Raw genomic sequence first — 22339 nt, forward strand, 5'->3', positions numbered from 1 at the left:
TCACTCACTGCGTGGCAAGGCCGCGAAACCCGCACACCGCATGTATTGGCGATCCGTCCGGGAAACTACCCCACCCAGCCGATCGGCACATGCCCCTGGTCCGCTTCCACGCGGGCGAGCCAGGCGACCACCGCCGGATAGGCGTCGAGCTGGAAGCCGCCCTGCTCTGCCGTATGCGTGTAGGCATAGAGCGCGATGTCGGCGACGCTGAACGCACCGCCGGCGAAGAAGTCGTTGTTTTCCAGATAGGTGTTCATGACGCCAAGCGCCTTATTGCCGCGCTCCAGCGTCACCGCCAGCCGCTCGGGCGTGGCATCCGCGGCCCGTTCGGGAAAAGTCAGCAGCGCCTTGCGCACGGCGATATAGGGCTCGTGGCTGTACTGCTCGAAGAACAGCCACTGATAGGCGAGCCCGCGCTCGTATCTGTCCGCCGGCAGGAAGCGCGTGCCTTCGGCGAGATAGAGCAGGATGGCGTTGGATTCGGCCAGCCGCCGGCCGTCGTCCAGTTCCAGCAGCGGCACCATGGCGTTCGGATTCTTGGCGACGAAATCGGCCTTGCGCGTATCGCCGGCATGTGAACTCACCTCGACGGTCGTGAAAGCCAGGCCGAGCTTGGCCATCAGCAGGCGCGGCTTATAGCAATTGCCGCTGTCGATCATGCTGTAAAGTATCATTGTGGTTCCCCGGAGCGCTGCTTCTGCGGGCGCGATTATCGCAGCGGCGGCATTCTCAACCAGTGATTTGTTTTGGCGCGACCATCAACGCCGCTTATGCAACGGCACGACCTTGTTGTCGAAGCCCAGCAGCGCCTCGATGGCAAGCGGCTCTTCGTTGAAGATGGTGCCGGCCAGCGCCGGACGCCCGAGAAGAAAACCCTGCAGCAAATCGACCCCGCCTTCGAGTGCGACGCGCAGGTGTATGGGCTGCTCGATGCCCTCGACCAGCACCTTGGCGCCGCGGTCGTGCAGGCTTGAGACCAGCGGGCGGAAGAACCGTTCCGCGGCGGCATGGCGGCAGAATTCGGCGAACCAGCCGCCATCGATCTTGACGATGTCGGGCTGAAGCAGGCTCACCCGCTCCTCGGTCGAATGGCCGGTCCCGAAATCGTCGATGGCGATGCGGATGCCGTCGCGCCGCATTTCGCGCACCAGCCTGGCCAGCAGCGCATCGTCGGCCGCCTGTTCGGTGATTTCACAGACCAGCATGGCGGGCGCGAGGCCGAGTTCGTCGAGATGCCGGCTCATCAGCCGGATCTCGGCCAGCGCCCGGGCAGGATGGTCGTTGACCAGCGGATTGTAGTTGAAGAACAGGTCGAGCCCATCGACCCCGATATTCTGGAAGTTCCTGAGATGCAGCACCCGGCACATGGTTTCGACGAACAGCCGGTCCGAAGCCGCGACGCTGTCGAAGAACATCCGCGGCGACCCCGTCCGGCCGGCGCGGTGCGGCTCGATCAGGCCTTCGACGGCAACCGGGTACAAGCTGCTGTCGCGCGGGGCGTAGATCGGCTGGTAGGCGCTGCGCAGGCGGAAGTCGCCATGGATGCCATATTCGATGCCGACCTCGTCGACGAAGATCGCATCGCCGACATTGCGCCGCCGCTCAACGCTCATGGCGCGATCCTGCGGCCGAACGCTTTTGCGGGCCGCCCCGTGCGCGGCGCCACGGCGGCGGGAGCGGACGCATGGCTTGCGGCGGGAGCAGGTTCCGGACCGCCCTTTGCGAAAACACGAAAACTTGTCGGGGCCAGTTCGGGACGGGCCAGCACGTAACCCTGGACCATCGTGGCGCCCGACCGCTCGGCCAGCTCCAGTTGCCAGCCTTCCTCGATACCCTCGAACACGGTGCGGATGCCCTGGTCCTCGAAGCTCCTCACCATGGATGTCAGCAGCGCGAAACCGGCGCCCGATTCCATCAGTTGCGTAATCCATTGCGCATCGAACTTGACGATGTCGGGCTTCAGCTCCTTGATGCGGTTGATGTCGGAATCGTCGGCGCCATAGTCGTCGACGGCGATCCGGAAGCCATTGGCCTTCAGCGCTGCGACAAAGCTGTGCAGGGTCTCCTGCGATGCCGATCTCTGCTCCGTCACCTCACACACGACACGGCCCGGATCGATGCCGGCCTCGTGCAGCACCAGCCGCATTTCGCGCAAGGCACTGTCGGCGACAGCGCGCTCGGTGAACACCGACGGGTCGAAATTGACGAAGATCGACGCCTCCTGCGGCAGGCAGGCGCCGGCATTGAGCAGGTGGAGTGTCCTTGTCAGCGCTTCGACATGCAGGCGGTCGGCCGCCGGGCACGTCGAGAAGAAGCTCATCGGCGATTGCGGCTCGCCATCGCGAAATGGGCGGATCAGCCCTTCGAAAGCGGCAACCGACAGCTTGCCCTCCTTGAAGGCAAAGATCGGCTGGAAGGCGCTTTGCAGCGTATAAATGCCCCAGACACCAGTCGAGGTGCCGTCATCATGACGGACGATATGGGCAAGTCCGATGCTGCGCGACAAGGGTTCCTCGCTCCGCGATCTGGCGGAATTGAACGGCGATCCTGCCATGCAAGCCTCTACCGCCCGTTAATGAATTTAGTGTTGCCGTTCACGCCTCATTGACCGCGCCGCGTCACCTGGCCCAGCCGACAAGGCTTGCGCTAGGGGGAATGATGCGACATGAGAAGCGCCGCGGCCGCTCCTGGCCGCGCCGATCCTTTGGAGAGACAAAAGGTCATGGCCTTCCTTGCCGACACCCTTTCCCGCGTAAAGCCTTCCGCCACCATCGCCGTGACGCAGAAAGCCCGCGAGCTGAAAAATGCCGGCCGCGATATCATTGGCCTTGGCGCCGGCGAACCGGATTTCGACACGCCCGACAATATCAAGAATGCGGCGATCGAGGCCATTCGCCGTGGCGAGACCAAATATCCGCCGGTTTCGGGCATCGTGCCGCTGCGCGAGGCGATCGCGAAGAAGTTCAAGCGCGAGAACAATCTCGACTACAAGCCCGAGCAGACCATCGTCGGCACCGGCGGCAAGCAGATCCTGTTCAACGCCTTCATGGCGACGCTGAACCCCGGCGACGAGGTCATCATCCCCCGCCCCTACTGGGTCAGCTATCCCGAAATGGTGGCGATCTGCGGCGGCACGTCGGTGTTTGCCGACACCTCGATCGACAACGGCTTCAAGCTGACGCCGGCGGTGCTGGAAAAGGCGATCACGCCGAAGACCAAATGGCTCTTGATGAACTCGCCGTCGAACCCGTCGGGCGCGGCCTACACGGAGGCCGAACTGCGGGCGCTCGCCGACGTGCTGTTGAAGCATCCGCAGGTCTGGACGCTGACCGACGACATGTACGAGCATCTCACCTATGGCGGCTTCGTCTTCAAGACCATCGCCGAGGTCGAGCCAAAGCTCTACGAGCGCACGCTGACCATGAACGGCGTCTCGAAAGCCTATGCCATGACCGGCTGGCGCATCGGCTACGCGGCCGGTCCCGTTCAGCTGATCAAGGCGATGGACATGATCCAGGGCCAGCAGACCTCGGGCGCCTGCACCATCGCGCAATGGGCTTCCGTCGAGGCGCTCAACGGCCCGCAGGACTTCATCGGCAGGAACAAGGCGATCTTCCAGGGGAGGCGCGACCTCGTCGTCTCGATGCTCAACCAGGCGCGCGGCATCACATGCCCGTCGCCGGAAGGCGCCTTCTATGTCTATCCGTCCTGCGCCCAGCTGATCGGCAGGAAGACCAAGGCCGGCAAGGTGATCGACACCGACGAGACCTTCTGCTCGGAACTGCTCGATGCCGAGGGCGTCGCGGTGGTGTTCGGCTCGGCCTTCGGCCTTGGCCCCAACTTCCGCATCTCCTACGCCACCTCGGAGACGCTGCTGGAGGAAGCCTGCACCCGCATCCAGCGCTTCACGGCATCGCTGACCTGATCAGATAAGTCCGAAACAGAACCCGGCGTCACTGCTATCAGGCGTTACCGCCGGGTTTTGTGAATACAGGGCCAGCACTTAGAGCAATTCCAGGAAAAGTGCGTAGCGGTTTTCCGTCCGGAATTGAGTGAAAACAAAGAGTTAGAGCGGTTCAGCAATTCTATCAAACGCTGAACCGCTCTAGCCGCTATATTGCGCTGGCGTCACCGCTTCCAGCCACTCGGCATGGACGCCGTCGAGCGCCTCCTGCATGGCGATGTGCGTCATCGCCGTTTTCGATCCGGCACCGTGCCAGTGCTTCTCGCCGGGTGCGAACGAAATGGTGTCCCCGGCCCTGATCTCCTGGACCGGGCCGCCCCACGTCTGGACCAGGCCTGCGCCGGAGGTGACATAGAGTGTCTGGCCGAGCGGATGCGTGTGCCAATGGGTGCGCGCGCCCGGCTCGAAGGCGACCAGCAAGGCCCTGAGCCGGGCCGGCGCCTCCGTCTCGATGATCGGCGTCTGCAGAACCCGGCCGGTGAAATACTTTTCCGGCGCTATGACGGTCGGCACGCTGCCGCAAGCAATGATCTTCATCGTCTGTCCCTGGAACTGGCGGGAGCCGGCGAGACGCCGTCCCTTTGAAGTGACCCGCATTCTCGGCCCGGATTGGCCCCGACGCAACCGGCCGCGTCGGCCCGCTCGGACGAAGATCTGATTTTTCTCTTAACCATGAACCTTGCCCGCTTGGGATTGCCGAACGAAATGCCGGCGAATTCAATGTCTTCTTAACGGCTGCCCACTAGCCGTGAGCCTGCATTGCGAGGGCTGTCCGATGAGCATACTGGCGACGATCAAGGACCACAGCGGCCGGATCTATCGCGGTATCCAGTCGCTGCTTGTGATCAGCATCGGCGCGGCCGTGCTTGGCGCTTTCGACGTCTTGCAAAGCCTGTCCGCCGGCAGTGCCTTCGCCATCTCTATCCTGGCCACGAGCCTGGCCTTGCTGGCATTGATGTATATGCGCAGCAGCGTCGTCCATCGCCTCCAGTCGGCCGAAGCCGCCGAGGCCGAGAAACATCATTTCCTCACCAGGGACGCGATGACCGGCGCGATGACGAGACGCTATTTCCTCGAAGCGCTGCGCGAAAGCCTGGGCACCATGCGCGACAGGCGCGAGGCGGCCTTGCTCTTGATCGACCTCGACCATTTCAAGCAGTTGAACGACACGTTCGGGCACCAGTTCGGCGACCTCACGCTGACGCACCTGGTCAAGACCTCGGAGCGCATCTTCGCCGGCAGCATGGTCGGACGCCTCGGCGGCGACGAATTCGGCGTCATCATTCCGCACGGTGACCTGGCCGCCATCAACAAGGATGTCAGGCGATTGCTGGATGCCATGCGCGCCGGCAAATCGCATGAAGGCAAGACCATTCCGCTCTCCATCTCGGTCGGCGTGGCACTGGCGCCGGCCCATGCCTCGAACACGACGGAGCTGATGCTGGTTGCCGATCTGGCGCTTTATGAAAGCAAGGCGGCGGGCCGAGGCCGCGTCACCGTCTTCGACGAGGAGATGCTGTCCGACAAGCGCTACCGGCGTCTGGTCGAACGGGAATTGCGCGCCGCGGTCTATCTGGGCGAACTCGAATTGCATTATCAGCCGATCGTCAACCCGGATGGTTCCACTCATGCGCTCGAGGGACTGATCCGCTGGCGCCATCCGGTTCGCGGATTGATTGCGCCGGCCGAGTTCATTGCGATCGCCGAACGCTCGACGCTGATCGACATGCTCGGCGAATGGGTGTTCAAGCGGGCCTGTGCCGACATCGGCCAGTTCCCGGGCCACCGCATCTCGATCAACGTCTCCGGCGAGCAGCTCAAGCGCGACGAGATCGTCACCATGTGCGACCGCGTGCTCAGGGAAGCCGGCCAGTCGGCGTCCCAATTCATCATCGAGATCACCGAGACGGTGGCGACCGCAGCCACGCCCGAGATCCTGCGACGCCTCGAAGCGTTGCGCGGTCTCGGCTTTCATATCGCCCTCGACGATTTCGGCACGGGCCATTGCGGCTTCAACTATCTCAAGACCTTGCCCATCGATATCATCAAGATCGATCGCTCCTACATCCGCAGCCTCGCCCATGACCAGGTGGCGCAGATCTTCGTCTCGGCGCTGGCGCAGATCGCGCGCATCCAAGACGTCACCATCGTTGCGGAAGGGGTGGAGACCGCGGAGGAATTCGCTCTCGCCAAGGCGGCCGGCTGCAACCGGTTCCAGGGCTATTTCTTCGGCAGGCCAGCGCCGCGCGACAAGCTCGCCCTGCTTGCCGGGCGCTCGGCCGAACCGCTCGCACTCCGCGCCTGACCCGGCCAGCCGCGCCGGCTTCCTATTTTTCTTGCCCTCCAGGCAAACAAGTGGGACGATAATCGCGGCAGGTCGAAACAGGCCCGCCCGCGACGGTCGAACAGGCCGGCCGCCGCTCAGGACCGATTGACCTTGGCCTGAACCATGAATGCCAGTCGGTCCCCAGGAAAACGCCTGAGTGGAGGTCACTCATGGGTAATCGCGCCGGAGGACGACGCACGGGACCGAAATGCATTGCCATAGTCGGTCCCTTCGCCAGCGGTAAGACGACACTTCTCGAAGCCATATTGGCCCGTACGGGCGCCATTCCCCGACAAAATCCCGTTTCATCGGGCAGCACTGTCTCGGATCATTCGCCCGAGGCTCGCGCCCACGCCATGAGCGTCGAGGCGTCGATCGCCACCACTGAATTCATGGGTGAGCAGTTCACCTTCATCGACTGCCCCGGGTCGATCGAATTCTCCTTCGAGGCCGAACCGGTGCTCGCCGCCTGCGATGTCGCGGTGGTCGTGGCCGAGGCCGACGAAAAGAAGATCCCCGCTTTGCAGCTCATCATGCGCAAGCTCGACGATCTCGGCGTGCCGCGCATCCTGTTCCTCAACAAGGTCGACAAGGCGATCGCGGGCGTGCGCGACACGCTGAAGATGTTGCAGCCGACAAGCACGGCGCCGCTGCTTCTGCGCCAGATTCCACTGCGTAAGGACGGCGTCGTCATCGGCTCGATCGATCTGGCGCTGGAACGCGCCTACGTCTACCGCGAATATGCCGAGAGCGAGGTGGCTGAAATACCGGGCGACGACAAGGCGCGCGAACTGGAGGCGCGGTTCTCCATGCTGGAGACGCTGGCCGACCATGACGACCAGTTGATGGAACAGTTGCTCGAGGAGATCGAACCGCCCAAGGACGCGGTCTTCGACGACCTCGCCGCCGATCTGCGCGACGGCGCTGTGACGCCGGTTCTGATCGGCACCGCCGAGAAAGGCAATGGCGTGCTGCGCCTCTTGAAGACGATCCGCCACGACGCGCCCGACATCGAGGCGACCCGCAAGCGGCTTGGCGCCCCGGAGGGCAACGCGACGGTGGTCCAGGTCATGAAGACCATCCACACGCCGCATGGCGGCAAGCTGTCGGTGTCGCGCGTCCTGTCCGGCCAGGTCGCCGACGGCTCGGAACTGTGGCTACCCGGCGGCGACACTGCCAAGGTTTCCGGAATCTACAGGATGCTGGGCAAGGATCAGGTCAAGCTGACCACCGCCAGGACCGGCGACACCGTGGCGCTCGGCAAACTCGACGCGGTCAAGACCGGCCAGACGCTCACCTCGGCCAAGGGTGGAGCCAAGCAGCTCTTCGATGTCGAGCCGCCGCAGCCGGTCTTCGCCTTCGCGCTGCGTCCCAAGGAGCGCAAGGACGAGGTCAAGATGTCGGCGGCCATCCAGCGCCTGGCCGAGGAAGATCCCTCGCTCAGCCTGCGCCACAACCAGGACTCGGCCGAGACCGTGCTGTCTGGCCATGGCGAGATGCATCTGCGCGTCGTGCGCGAGCGGCTGGAGGGCAAGAACCAGATTCCGGTCGAGGGTCATGCGCCGGCGGTGCCCTATCGCGAGACGATCCGCAAATCGGTGCAGCAGCGCGGCCGGCACAAGAAACAGTCAGGCGGCCACGGCCAGTTCGGCGACGTGGTGATCGAAATCAAGCCGCTGCCGCGCGGCTCCGGCTTCCAGTTCACCGACACCATCACCGGCGGTGTCGTGCCCAAGACCTACATACAGTCGGTCGAGACAGGCATACGCGATTATCTGAAGACCGGCCCGCTCGGCTTCCCGGTGGTCGACGTCGCGGTCAATCTCTCGGATGGCTCGTACCATGCGGTCGATTCCTCCGACATGGCCTTCCAGATGGCTGCCAAGCTCGCCATGAAGGAAGGCATGGCCGCCTGCTCGCCGGTGCTTCTGGAGCCGGTGATGAAGGTCGAGATCGTCACGCCGTCGGACGCGACGTCGAAGATCATCGCGCTGATCCCGCAGCGGCGCGGCCAAATCCTCGGCTATGACGCCCGGCCGGATTGGCCGGGATGGGATGTCGTCGAGGCGACCATGCCGCAGGCAGAGATCGGCGATCTGATCATCGAGCTGCGCTCGGCCACGTCAGGCGTTGCCAGCTACCGCGCCGCTTTCGACCATATGGCCGAGTTGACTGGCCGTCTCGCCGACGAGGCGATGAACGCCAACGGCAAGGCCGCCTGATTTCGCTCGATTCATGAGAAGCGCCCTCGAACGATCGAGGGGCAAAAACCAAAAACGACGCCCGGGGACCGGACGCCGTTTTGTTTGCGGACCGCTTTCTTGGGAGGAAAAACGGCAGGTCCGCCGCATGTAGCGTCGCCGCGCTTCAAAGGAAAAGGTTCGGACGCGGTAGCCGCCTGAGCCCGGGTCGTCCGAGTGATGCCCCCATCCCCCGTCCGAACCACACCGCGTCCTATGCTCCACTTAGCAGACGGAGGGTGTCCTTGTCATGTTACCAGAGGTTACATGACACTGTTACGCGGCAATTCTGGTGAATTTTTCAGCCATCCCAGTGGCATGCAGGCAACAAAAAAGCCGGATCAACGAAGATCCGGCTGAGTTTGATTGGAAGTGCCTGTTAAGGCTAACCTCCAGAGGGGAACACTCGAGGGCGCTAATGGGAGGAGAACGCGCCCAGGAGATGATCTATATATCTGCTCTTCATGCCCAAGAAACAAGCATCTATTTTGCAACACACGCATGCAAAAAGGCACAGGCTGTGGTCCAACCCATTCCGGAAGCCAATAGGACCAGCAGAATCGTGGAAAGGACGCGCGATTTCGGGTCATTGTCATCTCGAAAACGCCAATTGCGACCGATTTTGTTCCCAAATGCCGAAAAACACTGATGATGTGGAATGAGGCAGCGGCGGTTCAATTCCAAGGCAGTCGAGCGGAGATCAACCAATGCGTAGGTTTTCGGCGATTGCCGGCAGCGGCATTTTCCTGATTGCGGCCCCCGGCGTGGTCGCCGGGCTGGTTCCCTGGCTGCTCAGCGATCGCTGGGGCCTGCCATGGTCGCCCCTGCCCGGCCTTGCCCTCGCCGGCGGCGCGCTCGTCATTGCCGCGGCCGCCGTGCTGCTGCATGCCTTCGCCCGCTTCGCACTGGAGGGGCTGGGCACGCCCGCCCCGGTCGCACCAACCGAAAGGCTGGTGATCGGCGGCATCTACCGCCATGTCCGCAATCCGATGTATGTCGCCGTGCTGACGATCATTCTCGGCCAGGCGCTGCTGTTCTCGAGCTGGCCGATCGCCGCCTACGCGGCAATCGCGGCGGCTGCCATGGTCAGCTTCGTCAAGCTCTATGAAGAGCCGACGCTCGCCGGCCGCTATGGCGCCGAATACGAAACCTACCGCCGCAACGTTCCGGGCTGGCTGCCGCGGATTATGCCCTGGAAGGGATAGGCTAGAACGACCAGCTCCTGGCCTTGGCGATGATGAAGTCACGGAACACGTGCAGCTTGGCCTGGTTCTTCATCGCATCGGGATAGGCGAAATAGGTGTCGAAGGACGGCACCTCGGTTTCCGGCAGCAGCTGCACCAGGCCGGAATCCTTGCTGATCACATAGTCCGGCAGCATGGCGATGCCAGCGCCGCCCTGCACGGCGCGCTTGATCGACAGGATGTCGTTGATCTGCAGCGATGGCACGCGCCGGCCGTTCTCGAAATCACCGACCGTCTCCAGCCAGTTCAGCTCCGACAGATGCGACGGTACGGGCAGGCCGAAGGTCACGATGCGATGGTTTCTCAACTCTGCGATCGAGCCCGGCTTGCCGTATTTGGCGACATAGGATGGCGCCGCGTAGAGATGGAAATGCACGGTGAACAGGCGGCGCTGGATCAGGTCCGGCTGTTGCGGCTGGCGCAGCCGGATGGCGCAATCGGCCTGGCGCATGGTGAGGTCGAGCTCCTCGTTGGCGAGGATCAGCTGCAGGCTGATTTCGGGGTAGAGTTCGATGAACTCCTGCACCCGCTCGGTCAGCCAGCCGGCGCCAAGGCCGACGGTCGTCGTCACCCTGAGCACGCCGGACGGCCGGTCCTTGGTCTCGGTCAGCCGCGACTTGATGGTTTCCAGCTTCATCAGCACGTCATGCGCCGTGCGGAACAGCATCTCGCCCTGTTCGGTCAGCACCAGGCCGCGTGCATGGCGGTTGAACAGCGGCACGCCGACATCATGTTCCAGCGCGCTGACCTGCCTCGATATCGCCGATTGCGACAGGTGCAGCGTCTCGGCCGCGTGCGTGAACGACCCCGCTTCCGCCGCAGCGTGAAACACGCGTAGCTTGTCCCAGTCCAACGCCATGATTTCCCCTCGTTACGGTTGGCGTCTGAATGAAAAATCAGGCTTTTACACGGCGTTTCTAAGCCGTTTTTTTAACAGTTTTGCGAGCGGCCTATTCCGCTGCCTCGCGATGCACCTCGATGCCGGCCAGATACTTTTCCGCCTCGAGCGCGGCCATGCAGCCCAGCCCCGCCGCCGTCACCGCCTGGCGGTAGATATCGTCGGTCACGTCGCCGGCGGCGAACACGCCAGGCACGTCGGTGCGCGTCGAATCCGGCGCCGTCCACAGATAGCCGTTCGGCTTCTGCTTCAACTTGCCGGCGAACAGCTCGACCGCGGGCGCATGGCCGATGGCCACGAAGACGCCGTCGATCTTGAGATGGCTCTCGGCGCCGGTCACGGCATGCCTGAGCTTCAGCCCTTCGACCGAAGGCGGCAGCGGTGCCTTGCCGGGGCGGCCGGTGATCTCGTCGACGATCGTGTCCCAGATGACGCGGACATTGTCCTTCTTCAACAGCCGCTCGCGCAGGATGCGCTCGGCACGGAAGTCCGAGCGCCTGTGGATGACGGTGACACTCTTGGCGAGGTTGGACAGATAGAGCGCCTCCTCCACCGCCGAATTGCCGCCGCCGACCACCGCGACATCCTTGCCGCGATAGAAGAAGCCGTCGCATGTGGCGCAGGCGGAAACGCCGAAGCCCATGAAGTCCTGCTCGGTGGGAATGCCCAGCCACTTGGCTTGCGCGCCGGTGGCAATGATCAGCGCATCGGCCGTGTAGGTAGTGCCGGAATCGCCCTTGGCGCGGAACGGCCGCACATTGAGGTCGACCTCGGTGATGATGTCGTTGATGATGTCGGTGCCGACATGCTCGGCCTGCTTGAGCATCTGTTCCATCAGCCACGGCCCCTGGATCGGATCGGCGAAGCCGGGATAGTTTTCCACATCGGTGGTGATCATCAGCTGGCCGCCCTGCTGCAGGCCGGCGACCAGCATCGGCTTCAGCATGGCGCGTGCGGCATAGACCGCCGCCGTATAGCCGGCCGGACCGGAACCGATGATGAGAACGGGCGCATGCTTGGTGGTCATTTGGAGCCTCTGCGGGGCAGACAACGGGTGTGCCTGGAGAAAGACGTGGAATTCCCGATCAATGTAAGGGTTGCCAACCACGCCAGCAAGACGGACGGGCCGTCGTCCCCGGAAAGCTTCGGCCCAAGCGGTTATTCGTGCGGTGGCGGCTTTCGTTACCGTTCTGAAATCGCGTTGATGAGGGCTGGCGCCAACACAAAAGTCGTTTAATTACAAAATTGCGAAAGATTCTTGCGCCGAGCTGAGACAGCCATGCCCCTGAAAGCCGACCTCGACGCCATCGACTGGAAGATCCTGCGTGAGCTTCAGTCGGACGGGCGCATGACCAATGTCGAGCTCTCGAACCGCGTCGGCATTTCGGCACCGCCCTGCCTGCGCCGGGTCAAGCGGCTGGAGGAAGCCGGCATCATCCGTGGCTACCGCGCGTTGCTCAATGCGCCTGCGCTCGGCCTCGATGTCGTTGCCTTTTGCCTGGTCGGGCTGCATCACCAGGCCGATGCCGAACTGCGCATCTTCGCCGAGCGCACGCGCGGCTGGCCGATCGTGCGCGATGCCTGGATGGTGTCGGGCGAGTCCGATTTCCTGCTGCATTGCGTGGCAAGCGACCTCGGCAGCTTCCAGACCTTCGTCATCGAGGAACTGACCTCGACGCCGAATGTCGACACCGTGCGCACCGCGCTCACCATTCGCCGCGTCAAGGATGAGGGTCTGGTGTCTTTCGAGCGCCCCTGAGTCTGGGCGAGCGCACTTGCGCCGACGAATTCCTGATCTTCGCCACACCGGCGCCGCGTTGGTATTCGAAAGACGCTGATATACAAGGCTGAACGGCTCTGCCGGACTTAACTGCTTGACTGGGCGCTTGACTGGTTTCTCAAGCAATTCCAGGAAAAATGTGTAACGGTTTTCGCCCGGAATTGCTTGGGAACAAATGGCGCGAGCAGCGTGAATTCCGGGAGAATCCGCCATGGGAAGGGGACCATGACCCGTTTTGCAAGCCCGGTCTCGGCGCTCATCATCTGCGTGAACGAGGCCGATATGATCGGCCCGTGCCTGGAAAGCATCGATTTCTGCGCCGAGATCATCATCGTCGATTCCGGTTCGACGGACGGCACCGTCGAATGCGTGAAAAGCTATATCGCCAAGGGCTATCCGATAACGCTGCTGCACAATGACTGGCCAGGCTTCCCACGCCAGCGGCAATTCGCCCTCGACCACGCCAACCAGCCCTGGTGCCTTTCGATCGACCCGGACGAGCGCGTCGACGACCGGTTGCGGCAGTCGATCATGGCCATCACCCAGGCTACCGGCGGCAAGGCCAGCGGATGGTATATACGCCGCCGCGACTGGCTGAAGGGCTACGGCTATGCCCACCGCTGGGTGCTGCACAACAGGCTGCTCAGGCTTTTCCGCAGGGAAGGCGCCACCATGGATCTCACCGCGCGGGTGCATGAATCCGTTCGCGTGCCGGGCGAGACCGACACGATCGAGGAGGGTGTCTTGCTGCATCGCCGCGAAATATCGGTCGAGGAGGATCTTGCCCGGGCCAACGCCTATTCCAGCCTCAAGGCCGTGACGCTGGTCGAGAAGGGCAAGCAGCCCGGCCTGGTGCGGCTGGTGCTGTCGCCGTTCGGCAATTTCCTCAAATTCTACCTGGCCAAGCGTTACTTCCTGTGCGGCCGGCACGGCTTCGTCTACTCGATGTCGGTGATGATCTATTCCTTCGCCACCGAGGCCAAGCTCTACGAAGCCTCGCAGCGCGACGACCAGGCGTAGGCCATCAGGCGCCGCGTTCCCGGCCGAGCGTCTCGATAGCGGCGAGCAGGCCGCCGACGTCGTGGTCGTCATGCAAGCGCCTGATGGCGAAGCGGGGCTGAACCGCCGCCTCGCCGTCCACCAGCCAGCCTTGCGACAGTCCGGCGCGCTGTCCCGCCTGCATGTCGGCCAGCTTGTCGCCGACGATCAGGGAGCGCTGAAGATCGAGATCAAGGCGCCTGCCCCCCTCGGTCAGCATGCCCGGATTGGGCTTGCGCATCGGATGATCCGCAACAGCGAGAGGCCCAACGCCAGCTTCGTGATAGGCGCAGGCCAGCACCATGTCGACGAACACACCCTGCCCGTCCAGCAACTCGAGCACGCGGGCATTCACCTTGGCGAAAACGTCCCAGCCGAAATAGCCGCGTGCGATGCCGGACTGGTTGGTGACCACGACGACCGGGATTCCCGCCCGGTTGGCGGCGGCGATCACCGGCAGCATCTGCGGCCTGAGCTCGATCTCGGCCGGATCGCTGGGATAGTCGGTATCGACATTGACGGTGCCGTCGCGGTCCAGGAACAGCGCCGGTGAGCGCGGGGGAAAGACCCTGCCGCCGGTCTGTTCCACCCACAGGCCCGGTTCGCTCAGCGGGTGCGGCGTCCCGATCCTGTCAGCCATTCGACAGGCGCGCTTCCACCACCTCGCACAAATAGTGGTAGAGGCACAAATGGCCCTGCTGGATGATCGGCGTCGAGGTCGAGGGTACGTTGAGCAGGATGTCGGTGAGCGGCTTCAGCTTGCCGCCGGTATCGCCGGTCAGGCTGATCACCGTCATGTCCATCATGCGCGCCTGTTCGGCAGCGGCGAGAATGCTCGGCGAATTGCCGCTGGTCGAGATCGCCAAAAGCACGCCGCCTGCAGCGCCATGCGCTTCGACCTGGCGCGAAAACACCGTGTCGAAACCATAATCATTGCCCCAGGCGGTCAGCATCCCGGCGTTGGCCGGCAGCGCAATCACATTGTAGGCCTTGCGCTCCTTGAGGAAGCGGCCGACCAGTTCGGTGGCGATATGGATGGCGTCGCTGGCCGAGCCGCCATTGCCGCAGACCAGCAAGGCCTTTCCAGAGGAAAGCGCCGACACGACAGCACTCACCGCACGTTCCATCTCGCTGGTCAGATCTCGCTCGACCGTGGCAGTGATGGCGGCCGCGGAGCGGACCAGATAGTCGTTCAGTTCAGACATGAAACCCTCAATTGGTGCTGCCGCCCGCGCGCATTTTGCCGATCGTGCCGGTGGTGCTCTTGCCGGCGACGAGATCGACCAGCACGACGCGCCCGCCCGCCTTCTGCACCACATCGGCGCCGACCACGGTGTTGATCGTGTAGTCGGCGCCCTTGACCAGTATGTCGGGCAGAAGCGCTTCGATTAGCGCCAGCGGCGTATCCTCCTCGAACACCACCACGGCATCGACCGAGGCGAGCGCGGCGAGCACGCAGGCGCGGTCATGCTGGTCGTTGACCGGGCGGCCCGGCCCTTTCAGTCGGCGCACGGAGGCATCGCTGTTGAGCCCGAGCACCAGCCGGTCGCACTGGCTGCGCGCCGCGTGCAGCAGGCTGACATGGCCGGCATGCAGGATGTCGAAGCAGCCATTGGTGAAGCCGACGCTCAGGCCCTCCGCCTTCCATGCCGCCACCATGCGCGCGGCCGAGGTAGCGTCCAGGATGGCATCCTTGTGCGCGGTCGGACCATGCGAGCGAAACAGCGCCCCGATGAGTTCCTCGACGCTCAGCCGCGCGGTGCCGCGTTTTCCCACCACGACGCCGCCGGCGGCGTTGGCGATCGAAGCCGCTGCGACAGGATCGGCGCCGGCGGCAAGCGCCAGCGCGAAGGTCGCGATCACCGTATCGCCGGCGCCCGAGACGTCGAACACCTCGCGCGCCTGGGTGGCGATGTGGCGTGCCTCGTCTGGGCCGACCACGCTCATGCCTTTTTCGCTGCGGGTGGCGACGACGAAGTCGAAGCCGTGCGCCGAAATCAGCTCGCGTGCCGCCGCAACGATCTCGTCATCGGCGAACACCGCATGGCCGACGGCCTCGCCAAGCTCCTTGCGGTTGGGCGTGACGGCAGTCGCGCCGGCATAGCGCGCATAGTCGCGGCCCTTCGGGTCGACCAGCACCGGCTTGCCCGCCTCGCGGCAGATGGCGATCAGTTCGGCGGCGACGCCGTCCAGCAATATGCCCTTGCCGTAATCGGACAGGATGACGATGTCCGCCTGTTGCAATGCGTCCCGGAAACAGCGGATCAGCTCAGCCCGCTCCGCCTCGCCAAGCGGCTTGATCTCTTCCTCGTCGAAACGCAGCACCTGCTGGTTGAGCGCGCTGAAGCGGCTCTTCGACGAGGTCATGCGGCCGTGCTGCTGCACAAGCCCCGCCGTGTCGGCGCCAAGCTCGCCCAGCATCCGCGCCAGGCTGTCGCCAGCGGGATCAGTGCCCATCACCGAGACCGGAATGGCGCGCGCGCCAAGCGAGACGATGTTGGCCACGACGTTGCCGGCGCCACCCATAGCCGAGCTTTCGCCACGCCCATGCAGAACCGGGATCGGCGCTTCCGGTGAAATCCGCTCGATGACGCCGTTGACGAAACGGTCGAGGATGAGGTCGCCAACCACCAGCACAACGATGTCGCCGAAGCGCGCGATGGCGCGGTGCAGGGGCTCGGGAGAAGGCGGATTGTGCTTGATCATGTCATCTGCCACGCGCGGGAAACGTCGATCTCAGATAGGTCGAAACACCAAATTTGCGAGGCCGGTCGGTCATGCCTGCCGATATACCGCAATTTGGCACAGCGCAACGTCGGGGGCGGAGGCAAACCCTGACGGGTTAGGTTTTCTGCAGGGCAACGTGAACGCCGAGCCCGACCAGCACCGCGCCGCCGGCCCGCTGCATCAGGCGCTGCGCCCGGCTCGAACGCCGTAGCCGGCCGATCACGAGGCCGGCCAGGAACACGCAAGCGATGTCGGCGGAAGAGAACATCAGGTTGACTGTCGTGCCCAGCACCACGAATTGCAGCCAGACCGGCAAGGCGGCCGAAGCATCGATGAACTGCGGCAGGAACGCCATGAAGAAAATCGCGGTCTTGGGGTTGAGCACCTCGACGGTGATGCTCTCGAAAAACGCCCGCCGCGCCGATTTGCGCTCGATCACCGGCAGCGCCACGTCGCCCTCCACGCGCTTGCGAAACAGCGAGACACCGAGCCAGATCAGGTAAAGCGCGCCGACCAGCTTGACCGCCATGTAGAGCGGCGGCACGGCGTGGAACAACACGGACAGGCCGGCGGCGGCGGCAAAGACATGCACATAGCCGCCGAGATGGATGCCGAGTGCCGCCGTCAGCCCCGACCAGCGCCCGCGCGCCATCGTTTGTGCGGCGGCGTAGAGCATGGCAGGGCCTGGAATGTAAGCGAAGATCGCCGTGGTGGCGAAAAACGCGATGAGCAGTTCGGTCGACGGCATTTCTTGTCCCTCATGATCCCGCGCTGCCCACATACAGGTCGTTCAGTCAACCCGTGGGATGGCTTTGGATTGGCCTGTGCGAACCGCCGCAATGAAAGCCGACATGACTTTCTTGTGGAATGACGGGCTGAAGGCACCGATGCGTGCACCCGGTTCGAAATAGGCCGACGATTCCAGGATATCGTGGTTGTACTCGTCGACTATGACCCAAAGGGGGATAGGGTCAAGGCTGGCGCGGCGGCGTTCAATTTCCGGAACGCCAACGGCTACGCGATCACGGCCCGGCTGCGTGGAGGTGATCGCAAGGATGAAAAGGTTCGTGCCTCCGGCTTTTCCGGGAACGACGGCGACGAAAGCGACAGGCCTCATCTTGCGGCCTTCGGTCTCGCCGTCTCCATGTTGGCGATGCCATAGATATGGATATCGCCAGACGTCCGCGCCGACAGGTTTAATCACGGTCCAATTCCGCAGCGTACTCCTCCAGCATCTCGACATGTTCTAGCGGTGCATTCTCCGCCGCGTAGGCGCGACGGCTATCGTTGCCGAAGCGCGCTTCGTAGGTCTCGATGCTCATCAGGACGTATCTCGGCTTGTTGTGACGAGTGATGGAGACCGGCTGCTGGCTGGCAGCCGCGAGCACGTCACCGAGATTCTGTTTCAGATCAGTCGATGGATAGTGTTTCATTGGACACTCCTTTTTGCCCATAATAGACAAAATGGACAAAACAGACAAGCTTGAAGGGGTGAGACGGGGCGACAACCTGCTTTGTCGACAGCCCGGCCAGCCTCCCTTATAAGGACCGGAATCGCACGCAACCAGAGGCCTTCATGATCATCGTCACGGGCGGCGCCGGCATGATCGGCTCCAACATCGTCGCCGCGCTCAATGCGGAAGGCCATGACGACATCCTGGTCGTCGACGACCTCACCGATGGCCACAAGATCGCCAATCTGGCCGATTTGACGGTTGCCGACTATCTCGACAAGGACGATTTCCTGACCCGCCTCGACGCGGGCGGGCTCGGCCGCATCGAGGCCGTCTTCCATCAGGGCGCCTGCTCGACCACCACCGAGTGGAACGGCAAGTTCATGATGGAGGTGAACTACGCCTATTCCAAACGGCTGCTGCATGCGTGCCTGGCGCTGCGTGTGCCCTTCCTCTACGCCTCCTCGGCGTCAGTTTATGGCGGTGGCTCCGAGTTTCGCGAGGAGCCGGCGCTTGAACGGCCGCTCAACGTCTATGCCTATTCCAAGAAGCTGTTCGATGACTATGTCAGGCGCAATGTCTTCGATACCGATCATTCGCAGGTGGCAGGCTTGCGCTACTTCAACGTCTATGGGCCGCGCGAGGCACACAAGGGCGCCATGGCCTCTGTCGCTTTCCACCTGTTCAATCAGGTCGAGCAGGGCCAGAACCCGAAACTGTTCGGCGCTTATGACGGCTTCGGACCCGGCGAACAGAGTCGTGACTTCATCCATGTCGGCGATGTCGCCGACGTCAACCTGTGGCTGTGGAAGCGCGGCGGGAGCGGCATCTTCAACTGCGGCACCGGCCGCGCTCAGCCCTTTCGCGCCATCGCCGAAACTGTCATCGACACGCTGGGCAAGGGCGAGATCGAATTCATCCCCTTCCCCGATCACCTCAAGGGCAGCTACCAGAGCTTTACGCAAGCTGATATGTCCCGTTTGCGCGCGGCCGGTTATAACGGTCAATTCCGGAGCGTCGAAACTGGCGTCAGAGACTATGTCGAATGGCTGAAAGCCCAACGATCCTCGTGATCGGCCCACGCTGGGTGGGCGATATGGTGATGGCGCAGTGCCTGTTCTCGGCGCTGAAGGAACTCCATCCCAACGCCGCGATCGACGTGCTGGCGCCGGCCTGGGCGGCACCTCTGGTCAAGCGCATGCCTGAAATCCGCCAGCAGATCGACTTTCCGCTGAAGCCCGGCGCGCTCGAATTCAGCCATCGCCGCCGCTTCGGCCGCCTGCTGCGCGGCCGCTACGACATGGCCTATGTCCTGCCGGGCAGCTGGAAGTCGGCGCTGATCCCGTTCTTTGCCCGCATTCCGCGCCGTTTCGGCAATCTGCGCGAAATGCGCTATGGTCTGCTGACTGACATCGTGGCATTGCCCGATGCCGTGAAACGGCGCACCGCGCAGGCTTATTTCGGCCTCGCCCAAGGCGGCAGTTTCCGCGCCCCACGGCTGACTGTGGACGCGAAAAACCAGGCCATGCTGCTCGACCGTTTCGGCCTGGCGCCGCAGGAATTCGTGGCGCTGATGCCTGGTGCCGAGTTCGGCCCGGCCAAGCGCTGGCCAAGCGAGAGCTATGCCGGCCTTGCCCGCGACTTCATGGGCAAGGGGCTGAAGGTCGCGCTGTTCGGTTCGAAGAACGACCGCGACGTGACGGCGGAGATCGCCGCACTGGCCCCCGGCGTCGTCGATCTCGCCGGACAGACACGGCTGGAGGACGCCATCGACCTGATCGCGGCGGCAAGGCTCGCGATCTCCAACGACAGCGGGCTGATGCATGTCGCGGCCGCCGTCGGGGCGCCGATCGTTGCCGTCTACGGCTCGACCTCGCCTGAAAATACGCCGCCTTTGGCGGAGCGGCGCGAACTGGTCTGGCTCGGCCTGTCCTGCTCGCCCTGCCACAAGAAGGTCTGCCCGCTCGGCCACCTCAACTGTCTGAAGACATTGGAAGTCGGGCAGGTCGCCGCGGCGGCCGACCGTCTGCTGGAAGTTCCGGCCGCGGCATGAAGGTGCTGATAGTCAAGACCTCGTCGATGGGCGATGTCATACACACCTTTCCTGCACTCGAGGATGCCTGCCGCGCACGGCCGGATATCGCTTTCGACTGGTGCGTGGAGGAGGCGTTTGCCGGCATCGTCGCGCTGCATCCGGCGATCGGTACCATCCACACGGTGGCGATAAGGCGCTGGCGAAAGAACCTTTTCGACACGAAGACCTGGCGCGAGGCGGCGGCCTTGCGCCGTGCTTTGCGCGCCTGCCGCTACGATCTCGTCATAGATGCGCAAGGCCTGCTGAAATCAGCCCTGGTGGCACGGCAGGCGCGCGCACCGATTGCCGGCTTCAACCGATCGGGTGCGCGCGAGCCCTCGGCAACGCTGTTCTACGACATCACCTACGCCGTGCCGCGCCACCTGCACGCCATCGAGCGGACACGGCGGCTGTTCGGACTTGCTCTCGGCTATCGGCCCGATCTTTCGACGCTCGACTCCGGCATCGTCGCACCGACGGGCACGATCGCCGGCATCGACGGCAACACCGCCTTCTTGCTCCACGGCACCAGCCGCGAGGACAAGAAATGGCCGGTCGAGAACTGGATCGGAACCGCCCGCCTGCTGGCCGAGCGCGGCATGACGCCGGTCACCACCTGGTCTAACGAACTGGAGAAGGCAGTGGCCGAAGCGATCGCCAAGGCGGTTCCCTCAACGGTCGTGCTGCCCAAATCGCCGCTGGCCGACATCGCCGCCATCCTCGGCCGCTCGACGCTGGTCGTCGGCGCCGATACGGGATTGACCCATCTCGCCAGCGCCTTCAGCCTGCCGACGGTGGCGGTGTTTTTGGCGACGGAGCCGGGTTTGACCGGGCCGCGTGGGCCTTATGCGTCGACTTTGCTGGCGCCAGCCGGCGGGCGCGTGATGCCTGCGGAGGTGGTTGCGGAAGCGGAACGACTTTTAGAGCTTAGCCGGGCAAATACCGGGAAAGACTGAATTTTCGATCGAACGATTGGCAGGGCTGGCGCTGCCCCTCATCTGCCTGCCGGCATCTTCTCCCCGTATAGTGACGGGGAGAAGGGGCTGAAACACACGGTCAGCGCCATCGATGACAATTGGCGAAATCATCGGCGGCAGCCTCTTTCTCCCCGTCTCTATACGGGGAGAAATGCCCGGCAGGGCAATGAGGGGCGGCGCCAACCTAGCGCGAATAGCGCCTGTCAGCGCGGAGCCGCGCCCAGCCGAAGCCCTCAGATAAACTGCACCTGGACGATCTCATACCCCCTGGCACCGCCAGGCGCATTGACCTCGATGGCGTCGCCGACTTCCTTGCCGATCAGCGCACGGGCGATGGGCGAGGAGATCGAGATGCGGCCGGACTTCACGTCGGCTTCCTGGTCGCCGACGATCTGGTAGGTCTTCTTCTCCTCGGTGTCCTCGTCGACCAGCACTACGGTGGCGCCGAACTTGACCTTGTCGCCGCTGAGCTTGGTGACATCGATCACCTCGGCGCGCGCGATCAGGTCCTCGAGCTCGTTGACACGGCCCTCATTGAGGCTCTGCGCTTCTTTCGCGGCATGGTATTCGGCGTTTTCGGACAGGTCGCCATGCGAGCGCGCCTCGGAGATCGCCTCGATGATGCGCGGCCGCTCTTCCTGCTGGCGCCAGCGCAGTTCTTCCTTCAATGACGCGAACCCTTCGCCTGTCATCGGGACCTTGTTCATAGTGCCTGACCTTTCCTGCCGCCGCCCCCGCGTTTCGGGGGAAGCCTTGTCGTTGGGTACAAAAAGAAAACGGTCCGACAGCCTCGGGCTAACGGAACCGTTTCACCGCAATTTCCCTGAATATAGCAATCTTTGCGGGCTTTTCACGCTCAAAAATCGGTTTTGCAAAAATCATCCCTTCTTTTGTCAGCGAAGGCGGCTGTGGAATGAAGCGAACAAAAAACGGCCGCGATTGCTCGCGGCCGCCTTGAGAAACCATGGAAGCCCGATCAGCTTCTCATGAAATGTTCGATCTGCTCGGCCAGCATGCCGTATTCGCGCGAACCCTTGCCGGTGCGCTTTTCGATCTCCGTCAGTTGCTGCTGGGCGCCGGCCAGGTCGCCGATCTGCAGATGCGCCTCGCCGAGATATTCTCGCACCAGCGTGTAATTCGGGTCGATGCGCAGCGCTTCCTCGTAATAGCCGAGGCCGACGGTGACGCGGCCAGAGTGGCGGTGCGAGTAGCCGAGATAGTTGAGGATGCGCGGATCCTGCTTGTTGGCGGCAAGAACGAGAACCGAGATCGCCTCGTCATAACGCCCGGCCATCGCCAGGTCATGACCGGCCTCGTAGATGCTGTCATCGTCCAGCATGCCTTCCTTGGGCGGCACGCATTTCTGCTTCTTCTTGTCCCATACCTCGCCCTTCTTGCACTGGCTGACGGTCTGCCCACCGCCGCCACCGCCGCCAGAACTATCGCCGCCGGCGGCGAACGCCGGAACGGCAAGAAACTGCAGAGCGACCAGCGCGGTTGCAGCCTGAAGCAGCACTCTTTTATGCATCGAAGCCTCCTTGAGGGGTGTGACAATGCAACACTAACGCCGAGCGGTCCGCGTTTCATCCCGAAAAGACCGGTCTGGAGAACATGAGG

At 63.4% G+C, this 22339-nt stretch carries 24 protein-coding genes; 9 read left to right on the forward strand and 15 right to left on the reverse strand.

The genetic code is table 11. The annotated features are described in order from the left end of the window. Positions 1-65 precede the first annotated feature (65 nt). From C7I87_RS25400 to C7I87_RS25410, 3 genes are all read right to left on the reverse strand, one after another. Complete coding sequence (locus C7I87_RS25400; RefSeq protein WP_149906799.1) at positions 66-674, reverse strand: glutathione S-transferase family protein; 609 nt, start codon at positions 672-674, stop codon at positions 66-68. Between the two features lie 84 nt (positions 675-758). After that, on the reverse strand, positions 759-1613 hold the full coding sequence (locus C7I87_RS25405) for an EAL domain-containing protein (protein WP_149906800.1): 855 nt from the start codon (positions 1611-1613) through the stop codon (positions 759-761). Next, positions 1610-2506 carry an EAL domain-containing protein gene (locus C7I87_RS25410; protein ID WP_149906801.1) on the reverse strand — a complete coding sequence of 299 codons (897 nt, stop codon included), beginning with the start codon at positions 2504-2506 and terminating at the stop codon, positions 1610-1612. Before C7I87_RS25410 ends, C7I87_RS25405 begins: the two co-directional genes overlap by 4 nt. Before the next feature lie 216 nt (positions 2507-2722). On the opposite strand from C7I87_RS25410, the gene C7I87_RS25415 reads away from it, so the two are divergent. After that, a complete protein-coding gene (locus C7I87_RS25415) occupies positions 2723-3925 on the forward strand; it encodes a pyridoxal phosphate-dependent aminotransferase (protein WP_149906802.1) in 1203 nt (400 codons plus the stop codon). Between the two features lie 180 nt (positions 3926-4105). Here the strand turns inward: C7I87_RS25415 and C7I87_RS25420 are convergent, their stop codons facing one another. Continuing rightward, on the reverse strand, positions 4106-4501 hold the full coding sequence (locus C7I87_RS25420) for a (R)-mandelonitrile lyase (protein ID WP_149906803.1): 396 nt from the start codon (positions 4499-4501) through the stop codon (positions 4106-4108). Positions 4502-4739: 238 nt separating this feature from the next. Between C7I87_RS25420 and C7I87_RS25425 the strand changes: the two genes are divergently transcribed. The 3 genes from C7I87_RS25425 (at position 4740) to C7I87_RS25435 (ending at position 9735) form a co-directional block, all read left to right on the forward strand. Next, complete coding sequence (locus tag C7I87_RS25425) at positions 4740-6269, forward strand: putative bifunctional diguanylate cyclase/phosphodiesterase (RefSeq protein ID WP_149906804.1); 1530 nt, start codon at positions 4740-4742, stop codon at positions 6267-6269. A gap of 191 nt (positions 6270-6460) precedes the next feature. Next, positions 6461-8512 carry an elongation factor G gene (locus tag C7I87_RS25430; protein ID WP_149906805.1) on the forward strand — a complete coding sequence of 684 codons (2052 nt, stop codon included), beginning with the start codon at positions 6461-6463 and terminating at the stop codon, positions 8510-8512. A 725-nt stretch (positions 8513-9237) separates the two neighbouring features. After that, entirely contained in the window at positions 9238-9735 is a 498-nt protein-coding gene (locus tag C7I87_RS25435) for a methyltransferase family protein (protein WP_149906806.1), read from the forward strand. Position 9736: 1 nt separating this feature from the next. On the opposite strand, the gene C7I87_RS25440 is transcribed toward C7I87_RS25435, so the two are convergent. Continuing rightward, the gene (locus tag C7I87_RS25440; protein ID WP_149906807.1) at positions 9737-10633 is read right to left on the reverse strand and encodes a LysR family transcriptional regulator; all 897 of its coding nucleotides are present in this window, start codon (positions 10631-10633) and stop codon (positions 9737-9739) included. Positions 10634-10724: 91 nt separating this feature from the next. Beyond that, positions 10725-11699, reverse strand: coding sequence for a thioredoxin-disulfide reductase (gene trxB / locus C7I87_RS25445; RefSeq protein WP_127873462.1), 975 nt, complete (start codon positions 11697-11699; stop codon positions 10725-10727). Between the two features lie 252 nt (positions 11700-11951). Here trxB and C7I87_RS25450 point away from each other — a divergent pair, with 252 nt between their 5' ends. Then, positions 11952-12431, forward strand: coding sequence for an Lrp/AsnC family transcriptional regulator (locus C7I87_RS25450; RefSeq protein ID WP_027143279.1), 480 nt, complete (start codon positions 11952-11954; stop codon positions 12429-12431). A gap of 246 nt (positions 12432-12677) precedes the next feature. After that, positions 12678-13472, forward strand: coding sequence for a glycosyltransferase family 2 protein (locus tag C7I87_RS25455; protein WP_149906808.1), 795 nt, complete (start codon positions 12678-12680; stop codon positions 13470-13472). A gap of 4 nt (positions 13473-13476) precedes the next feature. On the opposite strand, the gene gmhB is transcribed toward C7I87_RS25455, so the two are convergent. From gmhB to C7I87_RS25485, 6 genes are all read right to left on the reverse strand, one after another. After that, entirely contained in the window at positions 13477-14130 is a 654-nt protein-coding gene (gene gmhB / locus C7I87_RS25460; RefSeq protein WP_149906809.1) for a D-glycero-beta-D-manno-heptose 1,7-bisphosphate 7-phosphatase, read from the reverse strand. Then, positions 14123-14695 (reverse strand): D-sedoheptulose-7-phosphate isomerase, encoded by a 573-nt coding sequence (locus C7I87_RS25465; protein WP_149906810.1) that lies wholly within the window; start codon positions 14693-14695, stop codon positions 14123-14125. The genes gmhB and C7I87_RS25465 overlap by 8 nt, the downstream gene beginning before the upstream one ends. Before the next feature lie 7 nt (positions 14696-14702). After that, a complete protein-coding gene (gene rfaE1, locus C7I87_RS25470; protein WP_149906811.1) occupies positions 14703-16196 on the reverse strand; it encodes a D-glycero-beta-D-manno-heptose-7-phosphate kinase in 1494 nt (497 codons plus the stop codon). A 136-nt stretch (positions 16197-16332) separates the two neighbouring features. Beyond that, positions 16333-16965 carry a LysE family translocator gene (locus C7I87_RS25475; RefSeq protein WP_149906812.1) on the reverse strand — a complete coding sequence of 211 codons (633 nt, stop codon included), beginning with the start codon at positions 16963-16965 and terminating at the stop codon, positions 16333-16335. A 42-nt stretch (positions 16966-17007) separates the two neighbouring features. Further along, a complete protein-coding gene (locus C7I87_RS25480) occupies positions 17008-17421 on the reverse strand; it encodes a hypothetical protein (protein ID WP_246696406.1) in 414 nt (137 codons plus the stop codon). After that, entirely contained in the window at positions 17414-17650 is a 237-nt protein-coding gene (locus C7I87_RS25485; RefSeq protein ID WP_149906813.1) for a type II toxin-antitoxin system Phd/YefM family antitoxin, read from the reverse strand. Before C7I87_RS25485 ends, C7I87_RS25480 begins: the two co-directional genes overlap by 8 nt. A gap of 143 nt (positions 17651-17793) precedes the next feature. Here C7I87_RS25485 and rfaD point away from each other — a divergent pair, with 143 nt between their 5' ends. Genes rfaD through waaC form a run of 3 tightly spaced genes read left to right on the forward strand, consistent with a single transcriptional unit; the run spans position 17794 to position 20701 of the window. Continuing rightward, entirely contained in the window at positions 17794-18744 is a 951-nt protein-coding gene (gene rfaD, locus C7I87_RS25490; RefSeq protein WP_149906814.1) for an ADP-glyceromanno-heptose 6-epimerase, read from the forward strand. Further along, a complete protein-coding gene (gene waaF, locus C7I87_RS25495; RefSeq protein WP_149906815.1) occupies positions 18717-19724 on the forward strand; it encodes a lipopolysaccharide heptosyltransferase II in 1008 nt (335 codons plus the stop codon). The genes rfaD and waaF overlap by 28 nt, the downstream gene beginning before the upstream one ends. Further along, positions 19721-20701: a lipopolysaccharide heptosyltransferase I gene (gene waaC / locus C7I87_RS25500; RefSeq protein ID WP_149906816.1), complete on the forward strand. Its 981-nt coding sequence runs from the start codon at positions 19721-19723 to the stop codon at positions 20699-20701. Before waaF ends, waaC begins: the two co-directional genes overlap by 4 nt. 254 nt (positions 20702-20955) lie before the next feature. On the opposite strand, the gene greA is transcribed toward waaC, so the two are convergent. The 3 genes from greA to C7I87_RS25515 form a co-directional block, all read right to left on the reverse strand. After that, complete coding sequence (gene greA, locus C7I87_RS25510; protein WP_008877613.1) at positions 20956-21429, reverse strand: transcription elongation factor GreA; 474 nt, start codon at positions 21427-21429, stop codon at positions 20956-20958. Positions 21430-21517: 88 nt separating this feature from the next. After that, complete coding sequence (locus tag C7I87_RS35380) at positions 21518-21688, reverse strand: hypothetical protein (RefSeq protein ID WP_188393993.1); 171 nt, start codon at positions 21686-21688, stop codon at positions 21518-21520. Positions 21689-21698: 10 nt separating this feature from the next. Beyond that, complete coding sequence (locus C7I87_RS25515) at positions 21699-22250, reverse strand: tetratricopeptide repeat protein (protein ID WP_149906817.1); 552 nt, start codon at positions 22248-22250, stop codon at positions 21699-21701. Between the last annotated feature and the right edge of the window lie 89 nt (positions 22251-22339).

It is taken from the genome of Mesorhizobium sp. SARCC-RB16n, assembly GCF_008520305.1.
GTDB lineage: Bacteria > Pseudomonadota > Alphaproteobacteria > Rhizobiales > Rhizobiaceae > Mesorhizobium.

Bases quoted from the DNA above. Each gene is read 5' to 3' on its own strand.
- C7I87_RS25400 (WP_149906799.1), bottom strand. From the start codon at position 674: ATGATACTTTACAGCATGATCGACAGCGGCAATTGCTATAAGCCGCGC.
- C7I87_RS25405 (WP_149906800.1), bottom strand. From the start codon at position 1,613: ATGAGCGTTGAGCGGCGGCGCAATGTCGGCGATGCGATCTTCGTCGAC.
- C7I87_RS25415 (WP_149906802.1), top strand. From the start codon at position 2,723: ATGGCCTTCCTTGCCGACACCCTTTCCCGCGTAAAGCCTTCCGCCACC.
- C7I87_RS25420 (WP_149906803.1), bottom strand. From the start codon at position 4,501: ATGAAGATCATTGCTTGCGGCAGCGTGCCGACCGTCATAGCGCCGGAA.
- C7I87_RS25425 (WP_149906804.1), top strand. From the start codon at position 4,740: ATGAGCATACTGGCGACGATCAAGGACCACAGCGGCCGGATCTATCGC.
- C7I87_RS25430 (WP_149906805.1), top strand. From the start codon at position 6,461: ATGGGTAATCGCGCCGGAGGACGACGCACGGGACCGAAATGCATTGCC.
- C7I87_RS25435 (WP_149906806.1), top strand. From the start codon at position 9,238: ATGCGTAGGTTTTCGGCGATTGCCGGCAGCGGCATTTTCCTGATTGCG.
- C7I87_RS25440 (WP_149906807.1), bottom strand. From the start codon at position 10,633: ATGGCGTTGGACTGGGACAAGCTACGCGTGTTTCACGCTGCGGCGGAA.
- trxB (WP_127873462.1), bottom strand. From the start codon at position 11,699: ATGACCACCAAGCATGCGCCCGTTCTCATCATCGGTTCCGGTCCGGCC.
- C7I87_RS25450 (WP_027143279.1), top strand. From the start codon at position 11,952: ATGCCCCTGAAAGCCGACCTCGACGCCATCGACTGGAAGATCCTGCGT.
- C7I87_RS25455 (WP_149906808.1), top strand. From the start codon at position 12,678: ATGACCCGTTTTGCAAGCCCGGTCTCGGCGCTCATCATCTGCGTGAAC.
- gmhB (WP_149906809.1), bottom strand. From the start codon at position 14,130: ATGGCTGACAGGATCGGGACGCCGCACCCGCTGAGCGAACCGGGCCTG.
- C7I87_RS25465 (WP_149906810.1), bottom strand. From the start codon at position 14,695: ATGTCTGAACTGAACGACTATCTGGTCCGCTCCGCGGCCGCCATCACT.
- rfaE1 (WP_149906811.1), bottom strand. From the start codon at position 16,196: ATGATCAAGCACAATCCGCCTTCTCCCGAGCCCCTGCACCGCGCCATC.
- C7I87_RS25475 (WP_149906812.1), bottom strand. From the start codon at position 16,965: ATGCCGTCGACCGAACTGCTCATCGCGTTTTTCGCCACCACGGCGATC.
- C7I87_RS25485 (WP_149906813.1), bottom strand. From the start codon at position 17,650: ATGAAACACTATCCATCGACTGATCTGAAACAGAATCTCGGTGACGTG.
- rfaD (WP_149906814.1), top strand. From the start codon at position 17,794: ATGATCATCGTCACGGGCGGCGCCGGCATGATCGGCTCCAACATCGTC.
- waaF (WP_149906815.1), top strand. From the start codon at position 18,717: ATGGCTGAAAGCCCAACGATCCTCGTGATCGGCCCACGCTGGGTGGGC.
- waaC (WP_149906816.1), top strand. From the start codon at position 19,721: ATGAAGGTGCTGATAGTCAAGACCTCGTCGATGGGCGATGTCATACAC.
- greA (WP_008877613.1), bottom strand. From the start codon at position 21,429: ATGAACAAGGTCCCGATGACAGGCGAAGGGTTCGCGTCATTGAAGGAA.
- C7I87_RS35380 (WP_188393993.1), bottom strand. From the start codon at position 21,688: ATGGTTTCTCAAGGCGGCCGCGAGCAATCGCGGCCGTTTTTTGTTCGC.
- C7I87_RS25515 (WP_149906817.1), bottom strand. From the start codon at position 22,250: ATGCATAAAAGAGTGCTGCTTCAGGCTGCAACCGCGCTGGTCGCTCTG.